The organism is Pleionea mediterranea (assembly GCF_003148745.1).
In the GTDB taxonomy this organism is placed as follows: domain Bacteria; phylum Pseudomonadota; class Gammaproteobacteria; order Enterobacterales; family Kangiellaceae; genus Pleionea; species Pleionea mediterranea.
Genome location: NZ_QGGU01000008.1, coordinates 111,463 through 131,913 on the forward strand (window position 1 = coordinate 111,463; position 20,451 = coordinate 131,913).

Sequence of the window (20,451 nt, forward strand, 5' to 3'; positions counted from 1 at the left end):
CAAACAACAGTCTGACTTTATGATGCAAAGCCTAACGGAAAGTCGTTAAAATCAAAACCCATATTACACTTAACTGGTCTGATATGTTTCGAATTTGACGCTAATTTACGCTAAAACTGAACAAAATACAGCCAACAAAGAGTAACTTTTACTGTTTTTAACTATACAAATGCCTTTGAGATCCTTATGATCGGCGCCGCATGAAAATTGACTATAAACCAGCCGGTAATTTCTACCAGGCTGCCTCGAAAGGAGGTTTGTTGTGACCACGGTTGCAAAGTTTGAAATAAAGTACACTCAGTACCTGGACAAAGATGGTAAGCCGACTACCAAGAAGCTGCCAAAACTTGCTAAAGATGTCGATACATTAAAAACCCTGTATCGCTCAATGAATCTTATCCGAACGCTTGATACCAAAGCTTACGCACTACAGCGTACCGGTAAAATGGGAACCTACCCGGCTGCACTTGGCCAGGAAGCCGTTGGTGTTGGCTTTGGTTCTGCATTAACTAAAGAAGATGTTTTGGTCCCTTATTATCGTGGTCATGCTGCCATGATCGAGCATGGCGTTACCATGGAAGAAGTTTTGTTGTACTGGGGCGGCGATGAGCGCGGCTCAGACTTTAAAAACGCCAAAGAAGACTTTCCTATTGCGGTCCCCATTGCAACCCAGCTACTGCACGCTGCTGGCATCGGTAAAGCAATGCAAATTAAAGGTGAGAAACGTTGCGTTGCCACTGAAATCGGCGAAGGTGGAACCTCCGAAGGTGATTTCTATGAAGCTATCAATGTTGCCGGTATCTGGAATCTTCCAGTGGTTTTCTTCATCAATAATAACCAATGGGCCATTTCTGTACCTTCTGAAATTCAAACCGCTTGCGAAACCTATGCTCAAAAAGCTATTGCTGCCGGTATTGAAGCGATACAAGTTGACGGCAACGACGTCATAGCTGTTCGTGAAGCCGCCGAAAAAGCCTACAAGAAAGCCCGTGAAGGCAAAGGACCAACACTTATTGAATGCATTTCTCTGCGACTGTGTGACCACACAACCGCCGATGATGCCCGTCGCTATCGCCCAGAAGGCGAGCTTGACGAAGGTTGGAAAGCAGAGCCTATTTTACGTTTGCGTAAATACCTTGAGTCTCTAGACGCCTGGACGGAAGACGACGAAAAAACCATGCAAGAAGAACTTGCAAAAGAAGTTCAGCAAGCGGTCGACAACTACGTTAACTTGCCACCCGATGCTCCAGAAGCCATGTTTGACTACTTATATGATGAACTCCCTGCCCGCACCATGGAGCAGCGTGAGTATGCCATTCAACGTGCCAACAAAGGAGCGAAGTAACCATGCCAGCAATTACGTTAATTGAAGCCGTTAATATGGCGCTCGCTCACGAAATGGAGCAAGACAAATCGGTGGTTGCCTTAGGTGAAGATGTCGGCACCAATGGCGGTGTATTCCGCGCAACCGATGGTTTACAGGCCAAGTTTGGTAAAGAACGCGTTATTGATACACCACTGGCAGAATCAATGATTGCCGGTGTTTCTATCGGTATGGCCGCACAAGGCATCAAAGCCGTCGCTGAAATGCAGTTTATGGGCTTTATCTTCCCTGCGGTGGACCAAATTATCTGTCACATGGCCAGAATGCGCCATCGAACCCGTGGCCGTATCACACTTCCAATGGTGGTACGTGCACCTTTTGGTGGTGGTATCCATGCACCAGAGCATCACTCTGAAAGTACCGAAGCCATTTTTGCCCATATTCCGGGTCTAAAAGTTGTTATTCCATCAAACCCGTCACGGGCTTACGGCTTAATGCTTGCGGCAATACGGGATCCCGATCCGGTTATTTTCCTGGAACCTAAGCGTGTTTATCGAATTGTTAAGCACGAAGTGGAAGATAACGGCGAAGATTACCCAATTGGCTGTTGTTTTGTTGATCGCGAAGGCACCGACATTACATTAATCAGCTGGGGTGCCATGTTGCACGAAACCAATCAGGCAGCCGATAAACTGGCTGAAGAAGGCATTAGCGCCGAGGTGATCGATGTCGCAACTGTCAGTCCTCTGGATATTGATACCATTTTAGAATCGGTAGAAAAAACAGGCCGTGCACTGATTGTTCAAGAAGCACCCAAAGCCGGCAGCCTGGGCTCAGAAATTGCTGCCGAAATTGCTGAAAAAGGCATTCTAAACTTATTAGCGCCTATTGGTCGTGTTTCCGGTTATGATACGGTTATGCCTTACTATCGTCTGGAAAAGCAGTACATGCCTACGGTAGATCGCGTTCTCGAAGAAGCCAGAAAAATTATGGAGTACAAATGAACATCTTCAACTTACCCGATTTAGGCGAGGGCTTACCCGACGCTGAAGTCGTACGCTGGTTAGTTAAGGAAGGCGATACGGTTTCTGTCGATCAACCCATGGTTGAAATGGAAACTGCCAAAGCGGTAGTTGAAGTCCCCTCTCCATTTGATGGAAAAGTCACAAAGCTTCATGGTCAGCCCGGCGATGTCATTCAAGTTGGCGCGCCACTGGTTGAATTTGATGGCGATGGTAGCTCGGCTGCAGCTGAAGCACCGGCAAAACAACCAGCCGCTGCTGAGGAAAAACCTGCCGATAAACCTGCTGCCAAGCAATCGTCCAACGGTGAAGTGTTTAAACTTCCGGATCTGGGCGAAGGTTTACCCGACGCTGAAGTCGTTCGCTGGTTAGTAAAACAAGGCGATGAAGTGACCGTTGATCAGCCTATGGTTGAAATGGAAACCGCAAAAGCGGTGGTTGAAGTTCCCTCACCTGTGGCAGGAACAATTGGTACATTACACGGTCAAGAAGGTGACGTCATTCAAGTAGGCGCACCACTGGTCACCTTTGCCGGCTCTGGCGCTGAAGCCGCCAGCGATCATCAGGAACGTGCTGAAGAACCTGCCGCTGAAGAAAAATCTTCTGATGCAGGAACTGTTGTTGGTGCCGTTGAAGTGGGTGATCAGGTCGTTGCAGAATCTGCCGATTCGGTGGCTCGTGCGCTAGCACGTAAATTAAAAGTCGACCTGACAAAAGTAACCGGCACCGGTAAAGACGGTAAAATCACTCAAGCCGATGTCAAAGCTGCGGCAAAAGATGGCAGTGCTAAATTAGGTCAGTCCAGCCAGTCAGCGCCGACTGCAAATACTGAAACCTCTAACCCACTGGCTTACAAAGCCTCACCGGCCGTTCGCGCTTTAGCCGGTCGCCTGGGTGTTGATTTAGGTCAGTGTAATGCTTCGGGACGCAAAGGCAGTATTACCCGTGATGACGTTGAGCAAGCCGCCAAGGGTGGCAGCAGTAAACCTGCAGCCGCTCAATCACAAGCAAGCAGCGCATCTTCTACCACTTCTTCTGGTGGCTCCCGTCTACCTAGCATTACCGTAACCCGCGATCCTCAACCGGTTCGTGGTGCGCGTCGTGCAATGGCTCAAGGTATGGCACATTCTCACGCCACAGTGGTACCAACTACATTGGTGGAGGATGTTAATATTTCTGCGTGGCCAAAAGGAACCGATTCACTGGCCCGTTATATTCGCGCTTTGGTTGTCGCCAGTCGTGCTGAGCCGGCGTTGAACGCCTGGTTCGATGGCGATAATATGGAAAAGCTGGTTCATCCTGATGTTAATGTCGGTATTGCTGTCGATACACCTGACGGATTATACGTTCCTGTGGTCCATAATGCCGATCAAATGAGTATGGCCGAGTCTCGCGCTCAGGTTCAGGTGTTACGCGATAAAATTGCCAATAAAGGCATTAAGCCAGATGATCTGGCAAATGCCACCATCACCTTGTCGAACTTTGGCTCGATCGCCGGTCGATATGGCACGCCAGTTGTTTCTCCACCGCAAGTAGCCATACTGGGTACGGGTCGCTTTAGAAACGAATTGCAGCTAACCGATAAAGGCATTATGAATCAAAAAATGTTGCCATTATCCTTAACCTTCGATCACCGTGCATGTACTGGTGGTGAAGCAGCCCGGTTCCTGGCAGCAATTATGGAAGACCTGGCAAAAGCAAATTAGTATTTATTACTAAAATAGCTTAGTGAAAGGCTCTTATTTATCAAAATAAGAGCCTTTTTTTTAAGCTGGATAATTTAAATAACAAGTAAATTAAGTGATAAATTTATCACTTACAATGGAATAAGCCCGTAAGATATTTCAGTGTTTTATGACTTTAGTTGTGTCATTTAGGCTAATTATGATTTGTCAGCATTTGCTGATTAATACAAGGAATACTTGATGAGTGACTTACAACAAAAAACCGTCGGCGGTGTAATTAAAACATTTAAAGCACACCCCGGCTTTTTATTAAGTATTGCGTATTTTTCCTGGGCGGTTATTGGCATAATTTATCTGATTGTATTTTATGCGAATTTTAATATTCCCATTTTAAAAACACTTGAGATCAGTGATGTATTATTGGCCGGACTGCAAGAGCCTCGGGTATCACTGGCATTATTTAGTGCTCTAGTCCTGGTTACTTTTATATATTACTCCACCCTATGGTCTGAAAAATTCAAAAACAAGCGGCCGCATTTATTTACGGGTAAGCGACGGTACTTTTTCAATTTGATATTTTATGTGCCAAAGAATATTGTTTTATTTCGGCTAACACTCATTATCTCCCTGATTGCATACTTTATGATTTTCCTGGAGCTGTTTATTGCAGAAGAAGTAAAGCGAATCAAAACCAGTCAGAGTAATTTTGTTCAAGCATGGCAAAACGGTGGACCCATAAAACCACAGTGTTGGTCTGGGAATGATAGTCAATGGAAATTATTGGGCACCACTACCCGGTTTATTTACCTGTATCACTTAACCTGTGATGAGACCATTATGGTAACGGTTGAAAATGTAGAGTTAATAACACTGGAAAGCGCACAAGATAAAAAAGAAGCTTCAAAAAGCGATGACTAAACTGATCATCGCTCATTTCTATTTCATAAACGTTTATAACTGTATTACTCAATAACACTGATCCGTCAACACTTTCCCGGACACTCATCTACGAAACTTTATTCATCTTTTCATAATCAACCGGAGACCAATAATCATTGGTTGAGTGAAGTCTTTGTCGGTTATAAAAAACTTCAATGTAATCGAAAATGGCTTGCTTAGCTTCTTCTCTGGTTTTAAATCGACTCTGATGGATCAGCTCAACTTTTAACGTATGAAAGAAACTTTCAGCAACGGCATTATCCCAACAATTTCCTTTTCGGCTCATACTTTGTGTAATGCCATGGTCGGCCAGAATTTCTCTATGACTGTCCGATGCATATTGAGAACCTCGATCGGTATGCCATAACAATCCTCGCTCTGGTTTTCGCTGCCAAATAGCCATCAGTAATGCGTTGTTAACGAGTGATGTTTTCATTTTTTTATCCATAGACCATCCAACTACTCGACGGGAAAACAAGTCAATCACCATCGCCAGATATAACCAACCTTCATCTGTCCACACGTAGGTGATATCGCCAACCCATGTTCGATTGGGCTTATCAACCACAAACGCTCTATTTAGTAAGTTCGGTGCAACCGGATAGTGATGTCTAGAGTCCGTAGTCGCTTTAAACTTCTTTCGTGTCTTACACTTAAGTCCTGCCAGCTTCATCAATCTGCCTATCCGTCGGCGACTGAGCTGAAAACCTTGTCGACTCAGCGCTTTCTTAATCACTCGCGTTCCACAACCGTTGCGTTGACTGTTAAAGATTTCGGTGATGAGCGGGATTAAATGCTTATCATCTAACTGCCGTGGTGAAGGCGGACGATTTAACCAGTCATAATAGCCTGAAGTGGAAACTCCGAGCATCTGACACATCTTTTCTATGCTGAAAGCCTCCCGATGTGCCTTTATCCAGGCACACTTTATTGGCTTTCTTTCGCAAAGTATGCCGTTGCCTTTTTTAGGATGTCTCTTTGCTCTTTAACGTCAGCAAGCTCCTGTTTAAGGCGCTTCAATTCATCGAACAGCTCAGCTTTAGTGACTTCTTCATTCGTCACCTCGTCATCTTTCTCTTTATTGACCCAAGAATATAGTGTGGGTGTTTTAACACCTAATTCTCTGGCTATTTGAGCGATCGATTTATCTGATGAAATCACCATTTTAACTGCGCTTTGCTATATTCTTGCTTACTTCTTTTCGTCACTATACTGTCCTCAATTTCTAATGCTAAGTTTATATGAAATTGAGTCTCCAGATTAGTGTAGCCAGATCACACAGCTCTAAATCATAATATTTATAGTTTATTACAATGAAACCTCTGTTTCATAAGACGTGAATTTACGAATATTAATAACACCCGTATCAAGTATTAAATACTGTCCCTTTATGCCGAGTAAAGTACCTTCTACTGTCGGATTTTTATCAAAGTTGTGAGACGAAATTTTAGTTGGAAACTCCATAACGGGATAACTAATTTGAGTTACTTCATCTTCAATCGATTCAATATCGTTATCAGGATGTTGCGTAATAATATTGGCAATGGAATCATTAAGCTTTTGTTTTAATTGATTGGCGTGCGTTATTAAGTCCATATCATCAGCGTTGCCCTTTAACATGGCTCGCCAGTTGGTTTTGTCAGCAATCAAATCTTTAAACGCGACTTCAACCAATCCCGATTGTTGTCGGGTGGCAACTCGATACATTAATAGCGCTTGTGTAGCGCCTTGATCGATCCAGCGGGTGGGCACTTGAGAATGTCGGGTTATTCCCACTTTTAAACCACTGGTATTAGATAAGTAGACATAGTGTGGAATAAAACAATTGGTTTCACCCCATTCAGGTTCCCGGCAGGTGCCTTCATGGTAATGACAAAGCTCAGGTTTCATAATACACATATCACAACGTGCCAACTTTTTCATACAAGGAAAACAATAACCTTGTGAAAAACTTTTGTTGGTTTTCCGTTCACAATTGGCGCAAAAAATATTGCCTGTATGATGAAGCTTAATGGTTTTTCCAAGAACAGGATTTAACGGAATATTTTCATCACCAACGGGTAGAAAATATTCTACTGGTTGCGCTAAATTTGAGCGCATTTTTTTAAGTGTGCCTTGAACCATAGTTTTATCTTAATCAATAACGTTTAATGCCGGTAGTGTTACAAAAATAATGAGTGAAGAAAAGTAAAAGATGTTTTTTATGGCATAACCACACTATTGCAAAACAATTGTTCGACTCAATAAAAAGCCGAGCAGAATACTGCCCGGCTTTTTAGAAAGAAAGTCAGAAGCTTGACTACTTCATATTCACTTTGCCTTTTACATCCTTCATGGAGAGCCCACCACTGCCCTCTTCAATAACAGTGACACCTTGTGCTAAATCCACCAGTGAAATGCCACCAGAGCCGTCATCGATGGTGACATGACCTTTAATGCCGGTAATGCTCATACTGCCGGAACCATCTTCAATATCAAGTGTGCTGGCAAGATTGGAAACATTGATACTTCCGGAACCATCATCAATCACTACTTTTCCAGAAACCTTGGTTACAGTAATACTGCCAGAACCATCATCAATGGTTAATTCGCCATCAATATCATTCACCGTAATGCTGCCTGAACTATCGTTAATATCCAGGTTACCCTTGATACCCGATACCTCAATAGAACCGGATCCATCGCGAATAGTTAAGTCATTTGAAATATTAATAATATCGATTTCACCGGATCCATCTTTTACTTTTAATTTAAAATGATCAGGCAGTTCAACCGTCAAATCGATAGAAGGACTTTCACCCCACCAGTTACTGTCATTGTTTGGATTTGCATCAGAAACCAAGTATGCAACTTCATCTTCTGACGTTAAGCTGAGTTCGTAGTTATCTTTGTCCACTTTAAGATCAGCCGACACTTTTATATGTGACAGTTCAGAGTTTCCTTTAATGGTTAAGGAGCCAGCGCCAGCTTTGATTGATAATGAATTCAGATTGGCTGCAGATATTTCTAAAGATTCAGTTTTTTCAATATCGAAATCACCCGCGTTAACGTTATTGGTGATGATCCCGGTCGACAATGTCATCGCACACAACAAACTAAGCTTTGATTTTACGTTCATCTTCCATTCCTTAATAGATTGAGTTTTTTAAGAGAGTTAAATGCTTGTTATAAGCTAGAGATAGCAACTATCGTTCCAATTATTTAATTTATAATAATCAATAACTTATGATTTTCAGCTCTCCCATCTTGAGTTTAGACGTGACGATAATGTAAAAGGTTTGGTCAATATAACCAATTTTGGAAGCCTAAGCCTTAATTGGCTAAACAGTCGCTGAAAATACCTGATGGACGAGCGATATAAAAGCTTCTATTTGAGGCTTATGTCTGTTTTGCTGCAAACAAATAATACCCAGCGTAAAAGGATTTGGTGCAACAGGCGATGATAACTGAGCCACCTTATCCTTTAATGGACTGTTTTGCAGTACAGGCTCAGGCACCAGCGCAATACCGCAGCCTAAGGCTACCATACTGACTATCGCCTCATGGCCAGAGACATTGGCATAGATTTCAGGGTTGATAGACATTCGTTGCAGCCAGTTTTGTGTATGCGTACGCCCTGGCCCTGACTCCGCCATGACTATCGGCATATTGTCCCAGTCGATCTCATGGCTACTGAATACACGATTTGACTCAACGTATTTTTTGGGTGCAATCACTTTCAATGAAATGATATCCAGTGGATAAAAATAAAATTCTTCGGGTATTTTTTCTGACGCAACCGCAAAGGCAATATCGGAGTGTTGCTTTTTAACCTTTGAAAACGCAACGCTCACATCACCAGTTTCTAAATCAATGTTTAATCCCGGATGTTGACGGCGGAAAGGTTCGATCAATTGCGGTAAATAATTGTGAGCCGCGGTCACCGTGCAATATAAAGATAACTTACCGGTCAGCTCTAACGAATAACGGTCAAAATCACTGGTCAATCGTTGCCATTCCTTAGTTACCTTTTCAGCAAATAACCGAAACCGTTGCCCTGCTTCCGTTAAAACGACCTGGCGATTGTCCCTTTGAAATAAAGACTGCTTAGTCTCATGCTCAAGTCGCTGCATCATACGACTTAAGGTAGATGGACTCACATGTATTGTCTCCGCCGTTTTAGCAAAATGCAGTGTATCAGCCAACACTAAAAATGCCTGAATAACTTTTAAATCCATTCAAAACTCTCAATAGCCATTATCAACCAATTCAATTTCCTTATCATATTATATTGCATTTTTTGCAATCACAAGTTGCCAATATATCGTTTTACGCAACTTTAAAAAATATTTAGCCTAAGAGTGTTGTTATTTAATCTAATTTTGCCACACCACTTATCAGGGACTACATTATGAGTAATTACTTCAATCAATTGCCGTTTCGGTTACAGCGTCAGCAATTAGGTCAATGTCGATTCATGTCTAAAGATGAATTTGAACAGGGCTGTGATGCATTAAAAAATAAATCAATCGTAATTATCGGCTGCGGCGCTCAGGGATTGAACCAAGGCCTTAATATGCGTGACTCAGGCTTATCCGTCAGTTATGCTCTGCGGGATGAAGCCATTAAACAACAAAGAACATCTTGGCAGCGAGCAACGCAGAACGGGTTTAAAGTTGCCAGTTTCAATCATCTGATACCCAAGGCCGATGTGGTGTATAACCTCACGCCCGATAAGCAACATCAAAGCGTGGTTGAAACAATCATGCCACTAATGAAACAAGGAGCAACTCTCGCCTACTCGCACGGATTTAACATTGTTGAGCAAGCTCAATCAATCCGCAGCGATATCACCGTCATCATGTGTGCACCAAAATGCCCCGGTACAGAGGTTCGTGAAGAATACAAACGCGGATTTGGTGTACCCACTTTAATTGCCGTGCATCCAGAAAACGATCCCTACAATAAAGGTTTGGAGCAAGCCAAAGCATTGGCTTCAGCTACCGGCGGCGACCGCGCAGGTGTACTTGAGTCTTCTTTTATTGCTGAAGTTAAGTCGGATCTTATGGGTGAACAAACCATATTATGCGGCATGTTACAAACCGCTTCGATTTTGGCGTTTGACTTTATGACCGCCAGCAAAATTGATTCTGGCTATGCCGCTAAGCTGATACAAAATGGACTCGAAGTTATCACCGAAGCATTAAAGGTGGGCGGTATTAGCCACATGATGGATAGGCTTAACAACCCGTCAAAACTTGCGGCAAATCAATTATCTGAACAAGCCAAAGAAATACTGCGGCCATTATTTACAGAACATATGGATAATATTTTATCGGGTCATTTTTCTACCAAGATGATTGAAGACTGGCACAACAATGATAAGCAACTATTAAGTTGGCGACAGCAAACCAGTGAGCTTGCATTTGAACATGCAGCAACAACAGATGAATATATACCTGAACAACACTATTTTGATAAAAGCATTTTTCTGGTTGCAATGATTAAAGCTGGTGTTGAATTATCTTTTGAACTAATGGTAGAAAGTGGCATATTACCCGAGTCGGCCTACTATGAATCGTTGCATGAAGTCCCGCTAATTGCGAATACTATTGCTCGTAAACGATTGCATGAAATGAATGTGGTTATTTCTGATACCGCTGAATATGGTAATTACTTATTCACTAATAAAGCACTTACTTTGCTTCAAAATCAGCTAATGCCTCAAATTACCGAACAGTTAAACACTCAGCTTATGGGACATAGCCTTGATGTGAGTGACTATCAAGTGGAAAACCAAATGCTCAAAATGGCAAACGATTCTATTCGCAACCATCCAGTAGAGCTTGTTGGTCGGAAACTTCGAGCCTATATGAAAGACATGAAAGCAGTCACATTAAAACAATAAAAAATTGTAGTAAGTGTATTTCCACTGCGAAACTAAAGTCGAAGATTTGTATGTGAGCCTAAAAAGAGCTGGTTTAACATGAGACTGCTCTGTGACTGGAGACTGTAACTAACTTATTTAAACCAGCTTTAACATTTTATTAATGAACAAAATGAAACTCTGTTTGACGACCACCGACATAATAAACTTGATTACCATCGTATAGTGCCGTTTGCTCCAACATTACCTGTATCCATTGATTGTTCCATTCTGGCAACTGAACCTTTACGTTACCTTCTATAGCGTAGGCTGTATTTGGGTACAATAACCAATCACCTTTAACCGGTGTTGCATTCTGATTATCCCACATACCAATGGTTGGCCCAGAGGCATGACCGACAAAACCGATAGGATGCGTATAGATACTGGCGTTCAAATTAAGAGATGCAGCGCTTGATTTGGCACGATCTAAAATTTCATTACCGCTCAAACCCGTTTTAAATTCTGCGGTTAATGAATCTTGCCATAAATTTCCGGCTGCCATAACCACTTTAATCCCTGTGGGTAATTCTGTTTCACCCATTTTTGCCACATAAGCCATTTCCTGAGTATCGGTGCATAAATTCAGGTAACAAATCCCAACATCGGTATGCAAAATATCACCGGGTAAAATTGTTCGGTTGGATCGACCAAAAAAACTACTGTACTCACGATTATCGTCACCCATTCTCTGGGTACTAACCGAGGGTTGGAACCACGGAGTAAGCCCTAGTGATTCAAAACGTTCCCGGATATACCAGGCAACATCATCTGCTGTGGTTATACCTGGTGTGATCACTTGTCGTGAAAAAGCTTCAGCGATCACACGGCGCGCCAATTTAACAACATGCGGGTAAATATTTATCTCTGGCTCGGTTCGAGTTTCCAGCCAACGGACCACCAGTGACTCGGCGCTGGTTAAACGGTTAACGTATTTTTTCGGTAATGAAGCTCGTAACTGTTGATGAAGTCCGGTAGTTAAACCGTCCGCCAATGCCCAGTGTTGACTGGTATTAATGCCTATTTTTTCAGGATCATACTCAGCAACCAGTTCGGCGAGTCGTTGCCATTGAGAGTCTATGGTTCCACCCTGCCATCGTGTCGGGTAAAAGTCGCCAATGGCGTAACGGCTAACACTGAATCGTTCGACCTTGTCATTTTTACGGGCAAAAACCAATATGGTCGTTCGACGAGCTGCAAAGGTGGGTTGAGGTACCAGTGTATAAAATAAAGCGTCCTCTCCATATTCTCGATTGATGACAATCCACATATCAAGATCAGACTGACGCATCAGTTCAGGTAGTAAGTGATCAAGGCGATACTTTACTATGTCGTTGATCGGTTTTATGCGTTCGCGCGGTGACAATACGCGACCTAAACTGTCAACTTTTAACCCCTGCTGAAACAACTCGTTATTGTCAAATGTCGCTGAACGCTGTAAGAGATCGTTGGTAGAATATTCTTTAGCCTGGGAAACTATTGAAGATAAAAACATCAAACTAATAAAAGTTATACTACTTTTAAACCGAAACATGCGCCCACCTTTATTGTAATTAATTATTATTACCAGTATTTCGAATATAGTTTTGGTTCTGGTTATTTAATCAGAGACAACAGCTCATCCTCATCTTTTACCGTCACACCTAACTCTTGTGCTTTTTTTAATTTTGATCCGGCACCGGGGCCCGCAAAAACAATGGATGTTTTTGCTGATACGCTACCACTCACTTTAGCTCCCATTGCCATAAGCTTTTCTTTGGCTACACTGCGTGACATGGTTTCAAAACTACCGGTTAAGACAATAGTCTGCCCTTGTAAAGGTTGTTCGCTTGCGGATTTTTTCTCTATCGCAGGCCAATTAACACCTAACTCGATGAGCTCATTGATCACTTTTAAATTTGTGTCATTAGCAAAAAAAGAAACAATATGATGGGCAACAACGGGACCAATGTCCGGCAACTCTAATAACTCATCCTCTTTAATTGCAATTATATTGTCGATAGTCTGCAGTTCATTTGCTAACGTTAATGCTGTAACTTCACCCACTTCTCGAATCCCCAGTGCGTAAACAAACTTACCAAGTGTGGTTTGCTTACTTTTTTCCAAGGCATTAATAAGGTTTTCCGATGACTTTTCGCCCATACGCTCAATACTGGAAACTTGCTCTACCGTAAGTCGGTATAAATCCGATAAGGACTCAACCATATTTAAGTCGCAAAACTGTTCAACCAGTTTATCGCCAAGTCCGTCAATGTTCATTGCTTTACGAGAAGCAAAGTGTTTAATGGCTTCTTTGCGTTGAGCACCACAAAACAAACCGCCCGTACAACGATAAATCGCTTGATCTTGTTCACGCTCAACCGGAGAGCCACAAACCGGGCACTGCCGGATCATGTCAATCGGCTGGGCATCTTCTGGTCGACGATCTTTTATAACACTGACAACTTGCGGTATAACATCACCCGCTCGACGAATAATGACCGTGTCACCCTGATAAACGCCAAGTCGATTAATTTCATCCATATTATGCAATGTCGCATTACTAACGGTTACACCTCCTACAAAAACGGGGGTTAATCGTGCCACCGGTGTAATAGCCCCCGTGCGCCCTACTTGAAACTCGACTTTTTCCAACACGGTCATTTCTTCTTGCGCCGGAAACTTGTGTGCAATCGCCCAACGCGGAGCTCTGGCTACAAAGCCAAGTTGTTGCTGCTTCTCGATGCTATCAACTTTGTAAACCACACCATCAATTTCATAAGGCAACTGCTGACGTCGTTCGCCTATGTCTTTATAGTATTCCAGGCAACCGTCGGTGCCCGTCAATTGTCTTACCTCAGGGCAGACGGGTAAGCCCCATTGCTTGATTTGCTGTAAACGCTGAAAATGACTGTCTGCAAGCTGCACGCCTTGCGCCAGGCCAAGACTGTAAATATAGATTGAAAGGTTTCGTTTTGCGGTAATGGAAGGATCAAGTTGCCGTAAACTGCCCGCGGCGGCATTTCGTGGATTAACAAAAACTTTTTCGTTATTGTCTTTAGCTACCTGATTTAACTGGTCAAAACTACGCTTTAACATAAACACTTCACCGCGCACTTCAACCCGATCAGGAAAGTCACCTCGTAACATTAAAGGTACACTTTTAATGGTTCGAATATTTTGTGTAATATCCTCACCGACTTGTCCATCACCCCGTGTAGCGGCGCGAACAAGCTGACCATTTTCATAAAGTATGCTAACCGCCAAACCATCAAGCTTAGGCTCACAGACAAAATTAATTTTTTCTGCAGCAACCAATCGTTCACTAATACGTTTTTCAAAAGCAGACAGTTCTTCGTCACTAAATACATTATCCAGCGACAGCATAGGTATTTCATGGGCCACTTCATTAAAAGCGGTATCGGATTTAGCACCAACACGTTGCGTTGGTGAGTCAGCAGTAATGAGATCCGGGTGTTGTTGTTCTATTTGCTGCAATTCTTTTAGCAGTCGATCAAACTCGGCATCAGGAATTGAAGGATCATCAAGTACATAATAAGCATAATTGTGATCATTTATTTGGTCACGCAGTTCACTGATGCGCTGCTCTACAGACTGGCTCATAGATAGATTAACTTCGGGTTAAAGATTTACGTTTGTAGTCGTTGATTTGTTCTTTTTCATGCTGATAGGTTTGCTCGGTAAATACACTTCTGGAACTGTCCATTAATTTACCACCAAACTCTTTCTGCAGAGCACGGGCCGTTTCTACCATTTTTTTATAGGCGACTTCAGGCTCATAAGCACCCGGGATCCCCATAAAGAAAGATACGCCTTTAAACGATTCTTGCGACATGTTATCCAGATCAAACACGCCTGGATTAAATGCATTGGCCACAGAAAAATATTTTTCGCTATCGTTACCTGGTGTTTTACAACAATGAAAAATATTCATGTCACCAAAGCGACAACCAAACTCAATTAATCGCTGCAATAATGCATCGCCATTAAACGGAGTCTCTTGCGATAATAACGTTAACGAAAAAATCAACTCTGGTTCTTGATGAGTAACAGTATCGGTGTGTTTGCTGGATGATTTATCGGAGGACTTCACCAATGGTTCAGCGGTTAAATGCTCTTCTCCACCAGACGACATCGTATGACGATCGGCTGTTATTGCATCATCTTCTGTAATAACAATTTGTTCTGCTTTATTGGCGGATAACTTATCACTTGATTGATCAGCATTTGTATTTGAAGCAGAAGGTCTAACGGATGCGTTATCTATTTCGCTGGCAGAGTTATCGCTGTCTTGTTCATTAGCCGACGATTGCTTTATCGTTCGCGGCTCGCTCACACCTAGGTAGTCAAAACCTTGTCGATCGCGAGCATCCTGATCAACATTGACCAAATCTTTAATTTCCTGACGCGCTTGTTTGGCTTTTTGACTGCGACGCCAACCGTCAAAAGCAACATAGCCTATGATGGCGGCGCCAATAATGCCTAGAATTATTCGAAGCTCCCACTCCATGTATTGAACCTCCTGTTACATAGATGCCATAGCTGCGGCTTCATCAATATCTACCGCAACGAGTCGAGAAACACCAGGCTCTTGCATGGTAACACCTGCAAGTTGATGAGCCATTTCCATGGCGACTTTGTTGTGTGAAATATAAATAAACTGAACTTTTTCAGCCATGCTACGAACCAGATTACAGAAGCGCCCAACGTTTGCATCATCAAGTGGTGCATCAACCTCATCAAGCATACAAAACGGCGCAGGATTTAACTGGAATATAGAAAACACTAACGCAATCGCTGTTAATGCTTTTTCCCCACCGGATAACAAGTGAATCGTCGAATTGCGTTTACCAGGTGGTCGTGCCATTACCGTAACGCCTGTATCCAATAAATCATCGCCGGTTAACTCAAGATAAGCATGACCACCGCCAAAAACTTTTGGGAATAAATCTTTCAAGCCAGCATTAATTCGCTCAAAGGTTTCTTTAAATCGTGTACGGGTTTCTTTGTCAATTTTTCTTATTGCAGCTTCAAGGGTTTCTAATGCTTCGGCCAGATCTTCATGCTGCGCATCCAGATAAACCTTTCGCTCTTCTTGTTGTTTGTGTTCTTCGATGGCCGCTAAATTAATAGCACCCAAACGCTGAATTTTTCCACTGATAACTTCCAGATTTTGCTGCCAATCATGTTCATTGGCTTCTTCAGGCATTGATTCAGCAATGGCTTTAATACTTAACTCTTCATCAGCCAACGATTCGGCCTGAGTATTTTGGCGAGTTTTACATTCCTGCCATTCCATTTTTGCGCGCTCAAGTCGACTTCGAATCGCTTGTGCAGCCTGCTCGGCTTCAAGACGTTTTTTATCAAAAGCTCGTAAGTTATTATCCGCTTCCGTCACTTTTTCACGAGCAGACTTTAATTCTTCTTCAACCAACAAGCGTTTTTCAAGTGCTTCTTCGAGCTCTATTTTATGGTCATCGCCCGGCTCTTCCATATTGTTCAGGCTGTCTTCAAGTTCAACTTTACGTTGCTGCAACTGAGTAATCTGTTGATCCATTCGTTGAAAGTTATTCTGTGCTGAATTAATTTCTGTTTTGAGCGATTCCACTCGAAGCGCCAATTTATGCGCCACATCTTTAGCTTCACGAGAGCGATTTCTCGATTGCTCCAGTTCACTTCTGATTTCTTCTCGCTTTGCGCTTAGGGCTTCTTTCTCATCAGTGTCACTGGCCAGGTGCTCAACCAGTTCTTCGATTACCGCACGGCTGGCAGACATGGCTTTTTCATCGTCTTTCATTTGTCGTGTGGCTTCAGCTTTTTCTTTGTTTAGCTTTTCAATGCGCTGACGAGTTTGTTCAAGCTTCGCTTGTTGGCTGCCAACTTTTGCCCGCAGTTCAGAGTAGCGTTTATTGGCGTCTTTAAGCTCGCGCTGCTTTTGCTCCCAGCTACCTTCCAGATCACGAATTTGCTCTCGAATGGCAGATTCCTGTTCTTCGAGCTCGTTCAGCAACATTTCTTTTTCTTCCAGCTTAAGCGAAAGTTCTTTTAACTCGGCTTCACGCTCGACCAGCCCGGCTTCTTTATCGGTACTTCTGGAAACTTTTAACCAATGCTTACCAATCCAGATGCCATCTTTGGTAATGATGCTTTCACCGTCCGCTAAATTAGCCTGGAGTTTTATGGCTTCGTCTAACGTGTCTACTGCACTGATGCCGGTCAATAAATGACTGATATCCACGGCACCCGAAACTTTTGTCGCTAATGAACTCTTTGTGCCGCTGTATTGGGCAGAGCCTTCGATAAACTGTAATGAACCTTCGGTTAGAGTCTCCAAGTTTTCCGTTAAACTGAAGTCATCAACCAGTACGGCTTGTAGCGTATCACCCAACACGGTTTCAACGGCTTTTTCCCAACCCGTTTCAACATCGAGTTTTTCCACCAGACGGGGTTGCTCAAGCATGCCGGCAGTCTCTAACCACTTTTGAGTGGCTTTATTTTCACTACCAAGAGCAGCACTTTGCAGCGCTTCAAGTGATACTTTTCGTCCCTGCATCTTTTGAACTTCACGACGCAGCTCATCCATACTTTGGGATTTTCGCTGCCGCTGCTCACGCAGTTCCGATATTTTCTCTACGAACTCATCAACGGTTTCTGACAAGGTGGCCGCTTCCAGCTCAACTTTGGAGAGTTCCGTTGATGCTTCGATAACCGATGACTCCATGGGCTCGGACTGAAAACCATCCAGCTCTCGATCCATTGCGTCAATTCGCGCAGATAACCGGGTTAAGTGGGCTTCAAGCGATTGAATTCGTGTTTTTTCAACTTCCAGCTTTTGCGTATTTCCTGAAGCGCCCTGATTAAAGTTATCCCAGTCCTGTTGCCAATTGTTCATGGCATCTTCCAACTGATGCAGAGTCTCCTGCGATACATCAACGGTTTCATTGTGCATTTCCAGCTCAGGCTCTGCTTCCATTAATTCTTGCTGTAATGTTTCTATACGGGATTCATCACTGAGTTTCTGCTCATTAACGTGCTTCAGTGATGCCGAAACATTTTGCAGATCTTCATGCAGCTGTGTTTTACGTTCAGACTGATGCTTAATGGCTTGTTCAAGTCGTGCTATATCGGCGCCTATGCCATAGTAACGCCCCTGCACTTCATTAAACTGATCACTCAACTCAACATGTAAATCACGAGTTTGTTCAATTTCAGCATCTGCTCTGCGCTGCTCAGCAACTCTTGACTCAAGCTCGGTTTCAAGTTGACTGATTAAGGTATCAAACTCTTGCATTTGTTTGTTAAAACGCTGCCAACGCAATACCGATAACTGAGCTTTTAGTTCGCGCTCTTCACTTTTAAAATCTTTGTATTTTAGTGCCGCGGTTGCCTGGCGTTGCAAGTGTGCTAACTGTTTGCCCAGTTCTTCGCGGATGTCTTCTAGTCGTTCAAGATTTTCACGGGTATGTCGAATACGATTTTCCGTTTCGCGGCGTCGTTCCTTATATTTTGAAATACCGGCAGCTTCTTCAATGAACACCCGTAACTCGGCGGGTTTTGACTCGATCAGCCGGGAAATCATACCCTGTTCGATAATCGCGTAAGATCGCGGTCCAAGACCGGTTCCCAGAAAAATATCGGTTATATCTTTTCGACGACATTTGGTGCCATTTAGAAAATAAGAGGATTGACCGTCGCGGGTGACGGTTCTGCGTACGGAAATTTCAGCATAAGAGGCGTATTCACCAACTAACTTACCTTCACTATTATCAAACACCAACTCAATACTGGCTTGACCAACTGGTTTACGGGCTGTTGAGCCATTAAATATAACATCCGTCATGGAGTCGCCACGCAAATGTTTGGCCGAGGACTCCCCCATAACCCAGCGTACCGCATCTATCAGGTTCGACTTACCACAGCCGTTAGGCCCTACGATAGCGGTCAGGTTTTGAGGAAACGGAACAACCGTGGGGTCAACAAACGATTTAAATCCAGCTAATTTTATTTGTTTTAAGCGCATAACCCTGAAATCTGTATTTTTTATCTTTACAATGGCCTTCGGCTGACCGTGAACTTACATTTTGTAAACAGTTTTATTTATTCTGATTAAGCCGAGTAGTGTAAATTATTTCACTGCTAAACACACACAGTAGTATCAAAAAATGAGAGAAATTTTTAGTCTATGATAAAAAGCGGATTCAGTGGTGCTCAATATTTCACCAAAGGTTTACAGCTTGTACGATTAAAGGGCATTCGCCACTTTGTGGTGTTACCACTGCTCATCAACATCGTTTTATTGTTATCGGCCTGTATTTGGGTGTTCAACAAACTGCTTGACTGGAAAACGCAGTTTTATAACTGGAGCTGGGAATGGGTCCAATGGATATTGGATAACTTTGGCTGGCTGTTATGGCCGGTGGTCTTCATTGTTATTTTTCTCTCGGTCTTTTATTTTTTTGCCATCATCGCTAATTGGTTGGCGGCGCCATTTAATGGCTTACTCTCAGAAGCTGTGGAACGTCACCTTGCCGGCAAGGATACCTCACAAAATGAGTCTTTTAGTTCGGTTATCAAAGACTTACCAAGAATATTTGGGCGTGAATGGGCAAAACTTAAATACTGGCTACCAAAGGCACTGGCCTGCCTGATTTTATTTTTGATCCCCGGGGTTAACCTGGTTGCACCGGTTATCTGGGTATTATTCAGCGCCTGGATGATGGCCGTGCAGTACATAGACTATCCAATGGATAATCATAAAGTCAGCTTTCATGACATGCTTACCCAGCTCAGAGCAAGGCGCGGTGGGCCACTTGGGTTTGGTGGTACCGTTATGCTCATAACCATGGTTCCGGTAGCGAACATTCTGGTTATGCCAGTTGCTGTCGCGGGCGCGACAGCACTCTGGTATGAAAATTACCGGGAAGACTTGTAAAAATCGACCATAATGAAATCGAGTAACAATAACTGTTAGAAATGATTGAACCGTTAGAAATGCTTGGTTAACGACAGTAAGAAACGGGGGCTACGGATTTCTTTTTCTCGGGCCTTATCGAGAGAGAAAAAGTAGTTCTCACCCTGCTCGGACTGAAACAGGCTGTAGCCTTTCAGGGTAACCCTGAAAACAACTGGTTTGGCGAAGGAATAGCGGTTTGCACTTTGGTCCGAGTTTTCATAACGGCTAAGAAAGGAAAGCGACACCATATCGCTGTAACTCTGGTTTTTATCAATGGAGTACTCAATGCCATAGCGATCACCCAGCGGCAATTCCAAATCAATAGAATCCGTCGTTTTTGGCTCTAAATCATTATTTTCAATGGCATTCTCTTGAATAGCATTCTCTTGAATAGCATTCTCTTTAAGAACAGTATCAGAGAATAATACGGAGGATAAAAATCGATTACCGGACGCTGAAGCTGCCGTGCTATTAAAAACAGCACCAGCTACCAGACAAGAAAGCATAAACCGAGGTAAAACAGCACTCATGTACTTCCCTGACACGAATGCATTGGACAACAAACTCAAAGCACTCATAGACCTACCTGAAACAACAACCAAGAAGATTAAATGGTGGACCGG

At 43.1% G+C, this 20,451-nt stretch carries 15 protein-coding genes; 6 read left to right on the plus strand and 9 right to left on the minus strand.

The window, feature by feature from the left end; translation table 11 throughout:
* Nucleotides 1-262: 262 nt before the first annotated feature.
* From pdhA to C8D97_RS11890, 4 genes are all read left to right on the plus strand, one after another.
* Nucleotides 263-1,345 carry a pyruvate dehydrogenase (acetyl-transferring) E1 component subunit alpha gene (gene pdhA / locus C8D97_RS11875; RefSeq protein ID WP_109764000.1) on the plus strand — a complete coding sequence of 361 codons (1,083 nt, stop codon included), beginning with the start codon at nt 263-265 and terminating at the stop codon, nt 1,343-1,345.
* A 2-nt stretch (nt 1,346-1,347) separates the two neighbouring features.
* Nucleotides 1,348-2,328 (plus strand): alpha-ketoacid dehydrogenase subunit beta, encoded by a 981-nt coding sequence (locus tag C8D97_RS11880; RefSeq protein WP_109764001.1) that lies wholly within the window; start codon nt 1,348-1,350, stop codon nt 2,326-2,328.
* On the plus strand, nt 2,325-4,052 hold the full coding sequence (locus C8D97_RS11885) for a 2-oxo acid dehydrogenase subunit E2 (RefSeq protein WP_109764002.1): 1,728 nt from the start codon (nt 2,325-2,327) through the stop codon (nt 4,050-4,052). Before C8D97_RS11880 ends, C8D97_RS11885 begins: the two co-directional genes overlap by 4 nt.
* A gap of 219 nt (nt 4,053-4,271) precedes the next feature.
* Nucleotides 4,272-4,949: a hypothetical protein gene (locus tag C8D97_RS11890; protein WP_109764003.1), complete on the plus strand. Its 678-nt coding sequence runs from the start codon at nt 4,272-4,274 to the stop codon at nt 4,947-4,949.
* An 88-nt stretch (nt 4,950-5,037) separates the two neighbouring features.
* Here C8D97_RS11890 and C8D97_RS11895 read toward each other — a convergent pair.
* The 4 genes from C8D97_RS11895 to ilvY form a co-directional block, all read right to left on the minus strand.
* A protein-coding gene (locus C8D97_RS11895) for an IS3 family transposase (protein WP_425348733.1) occupies nt 5,038-6,134 on the minus strand; the annotation gives its coding sequence in 2 pieces (ribosomal slippage) (nt 5,038-5,900 and nt 5,900-6,134; 1,098 coding nt in all).
* A gap of 144 nt (nt 6,135-6,278) precedes the next feature.
* Nucleotides 6,279-7,094 (minus strand): DUF2797 domain-containing protein, encoded by an 816-nt coding sequence (locus tag C8D97_RS11900; protein WP_109764004.1) that lies wholly within the window; start codon nt 7,092-7,094, stop codon nt 6,279-6,281.
* A 175-nt stretch (nt 7,095-7,269) separates the two neighbouring features.
* Nucleotides 7,270-8,088: a DUF4097 family beta strand repeat-containing protein gene (locus C8D97_RS11905; protein ID WP_109764005.1), complete on the minus strand. Its 819-nt coding sequence runs from the start codon at nt 8,086-8,088 to the stop codon at nt 7,270-7,272.
* Nucleotides 8,089-8,290: 202 nt separating this feature from the next.
* Nucleotides 8,291-9,187, minus strand: a complete 897-nt coding sequence (ilvY, locus tag C8D97_RS11910) for an HTH-type transcriptional activator IlvY (protein WP_109764006.1) — start codon at nt 9,185-9,187, stop codon at nt 8,291-8,293.
* A 173-nt stretch (nt 9,188-9,360) separates the two neighbouring features.
* Between ilvY and ilvC the strand changes: the two genes are divergently transcribed.
* On the plus strand, nt 9,361-10,857 hold the full coding sequence (gene ilvC, locus C8D97_RS11915) for a ketol-acid reductoisomerase (protein ID WP_109764007.1): 1,497 nt from the start codon (nt 9,361-9,363) through the stop codon (nt 10,855-10,857).
* Between the two features lie 139 nt (nt 10,858-10,996).
* Here ilvC and C8D97_RS11920 read toward each other — a convergent pair whose 3' ends face one another.
* From C8D97_RS11920 to smc, 4 genes are all read right to left on the minus strand, one after another.
* Nucleotides 10,997-12,409, minus strand: coding sequence for a M24 family metallopeptidase (locus C8D97_RS11920; protein WP_109764008.1), 1,413 nt, complete (start codon nt 12,407-12,409; stop codon nt 10,997-10,999).
* A gap of 62 nt (nt 12,410-12,471) precedes the next feature.
* A complete protein-coding gene (gene ligA, locus C8D97_RS11925; protein ID WP_109764009.1) occupies nt 12,472-14,478 on the minus strand; it encodes an NAD-dependent DNA ligase LigA in 2,007 nt (668 codons plus the stop codon).
* Nucleotides 14,479-14,485: 7 nt separating this feature from the next.
* On the minus strand, nt 14,486-15,385 hold the full coding sequence (zipA, locus tag C8D97_RS11930; protein WP_109764010.1) for a cell division protein ZipA: 900 nt from the start codon (nt 15,383-15,385) through the stop codon (nt 14,486-14,488).
* Between the two features lie 15 nt (nt 15,386-15,400).
* On the minus strand, nt 15,401-18,895 hold the full coding sequence (smc, locus tag C8D97_RS11935; RefSeq protein ID WP_109764011.1) for a chromosome segregation protein SMC: 3,495 nt from the start codon (nt 18,893-18,895) through the stop codon (nt 15,401-15,403).
* 162 nt (nt 18,896-19,057) lie between these two features.
* Between smc and cysZ the strand changes: the two genes are divergently transcribed.
* Nucleotides 19,058-19,807, plus strand: coding sequence for a sulfate transporter CysZ (gene cysZ, locus C8D97_RS11940; RefSeq protein WP_109764012.1), 750 nt, complete (start codon nt 19,058-19,060; stop codon nt 19,805-19,807).
* Nucleotides 19,808-19,860: 53 nt separating this feature from the next.
* On the opposite strand, the gene C8D97_RS11945 is transcribed toward cysZ, so the two are convergent.
* Complete coding sequence (locus C8D97_RS11945; RefSeq protein ID WP_109764013.1) at nt 19,861-20,358, minus strand: hypothetical protein; 498 nt, start codon at nt 20,356-20,358, stop codon at nt 19,861-19,863.
* Between the last annotated feature and the right edge of the window lie 93 nt (nt 20,359-20,451).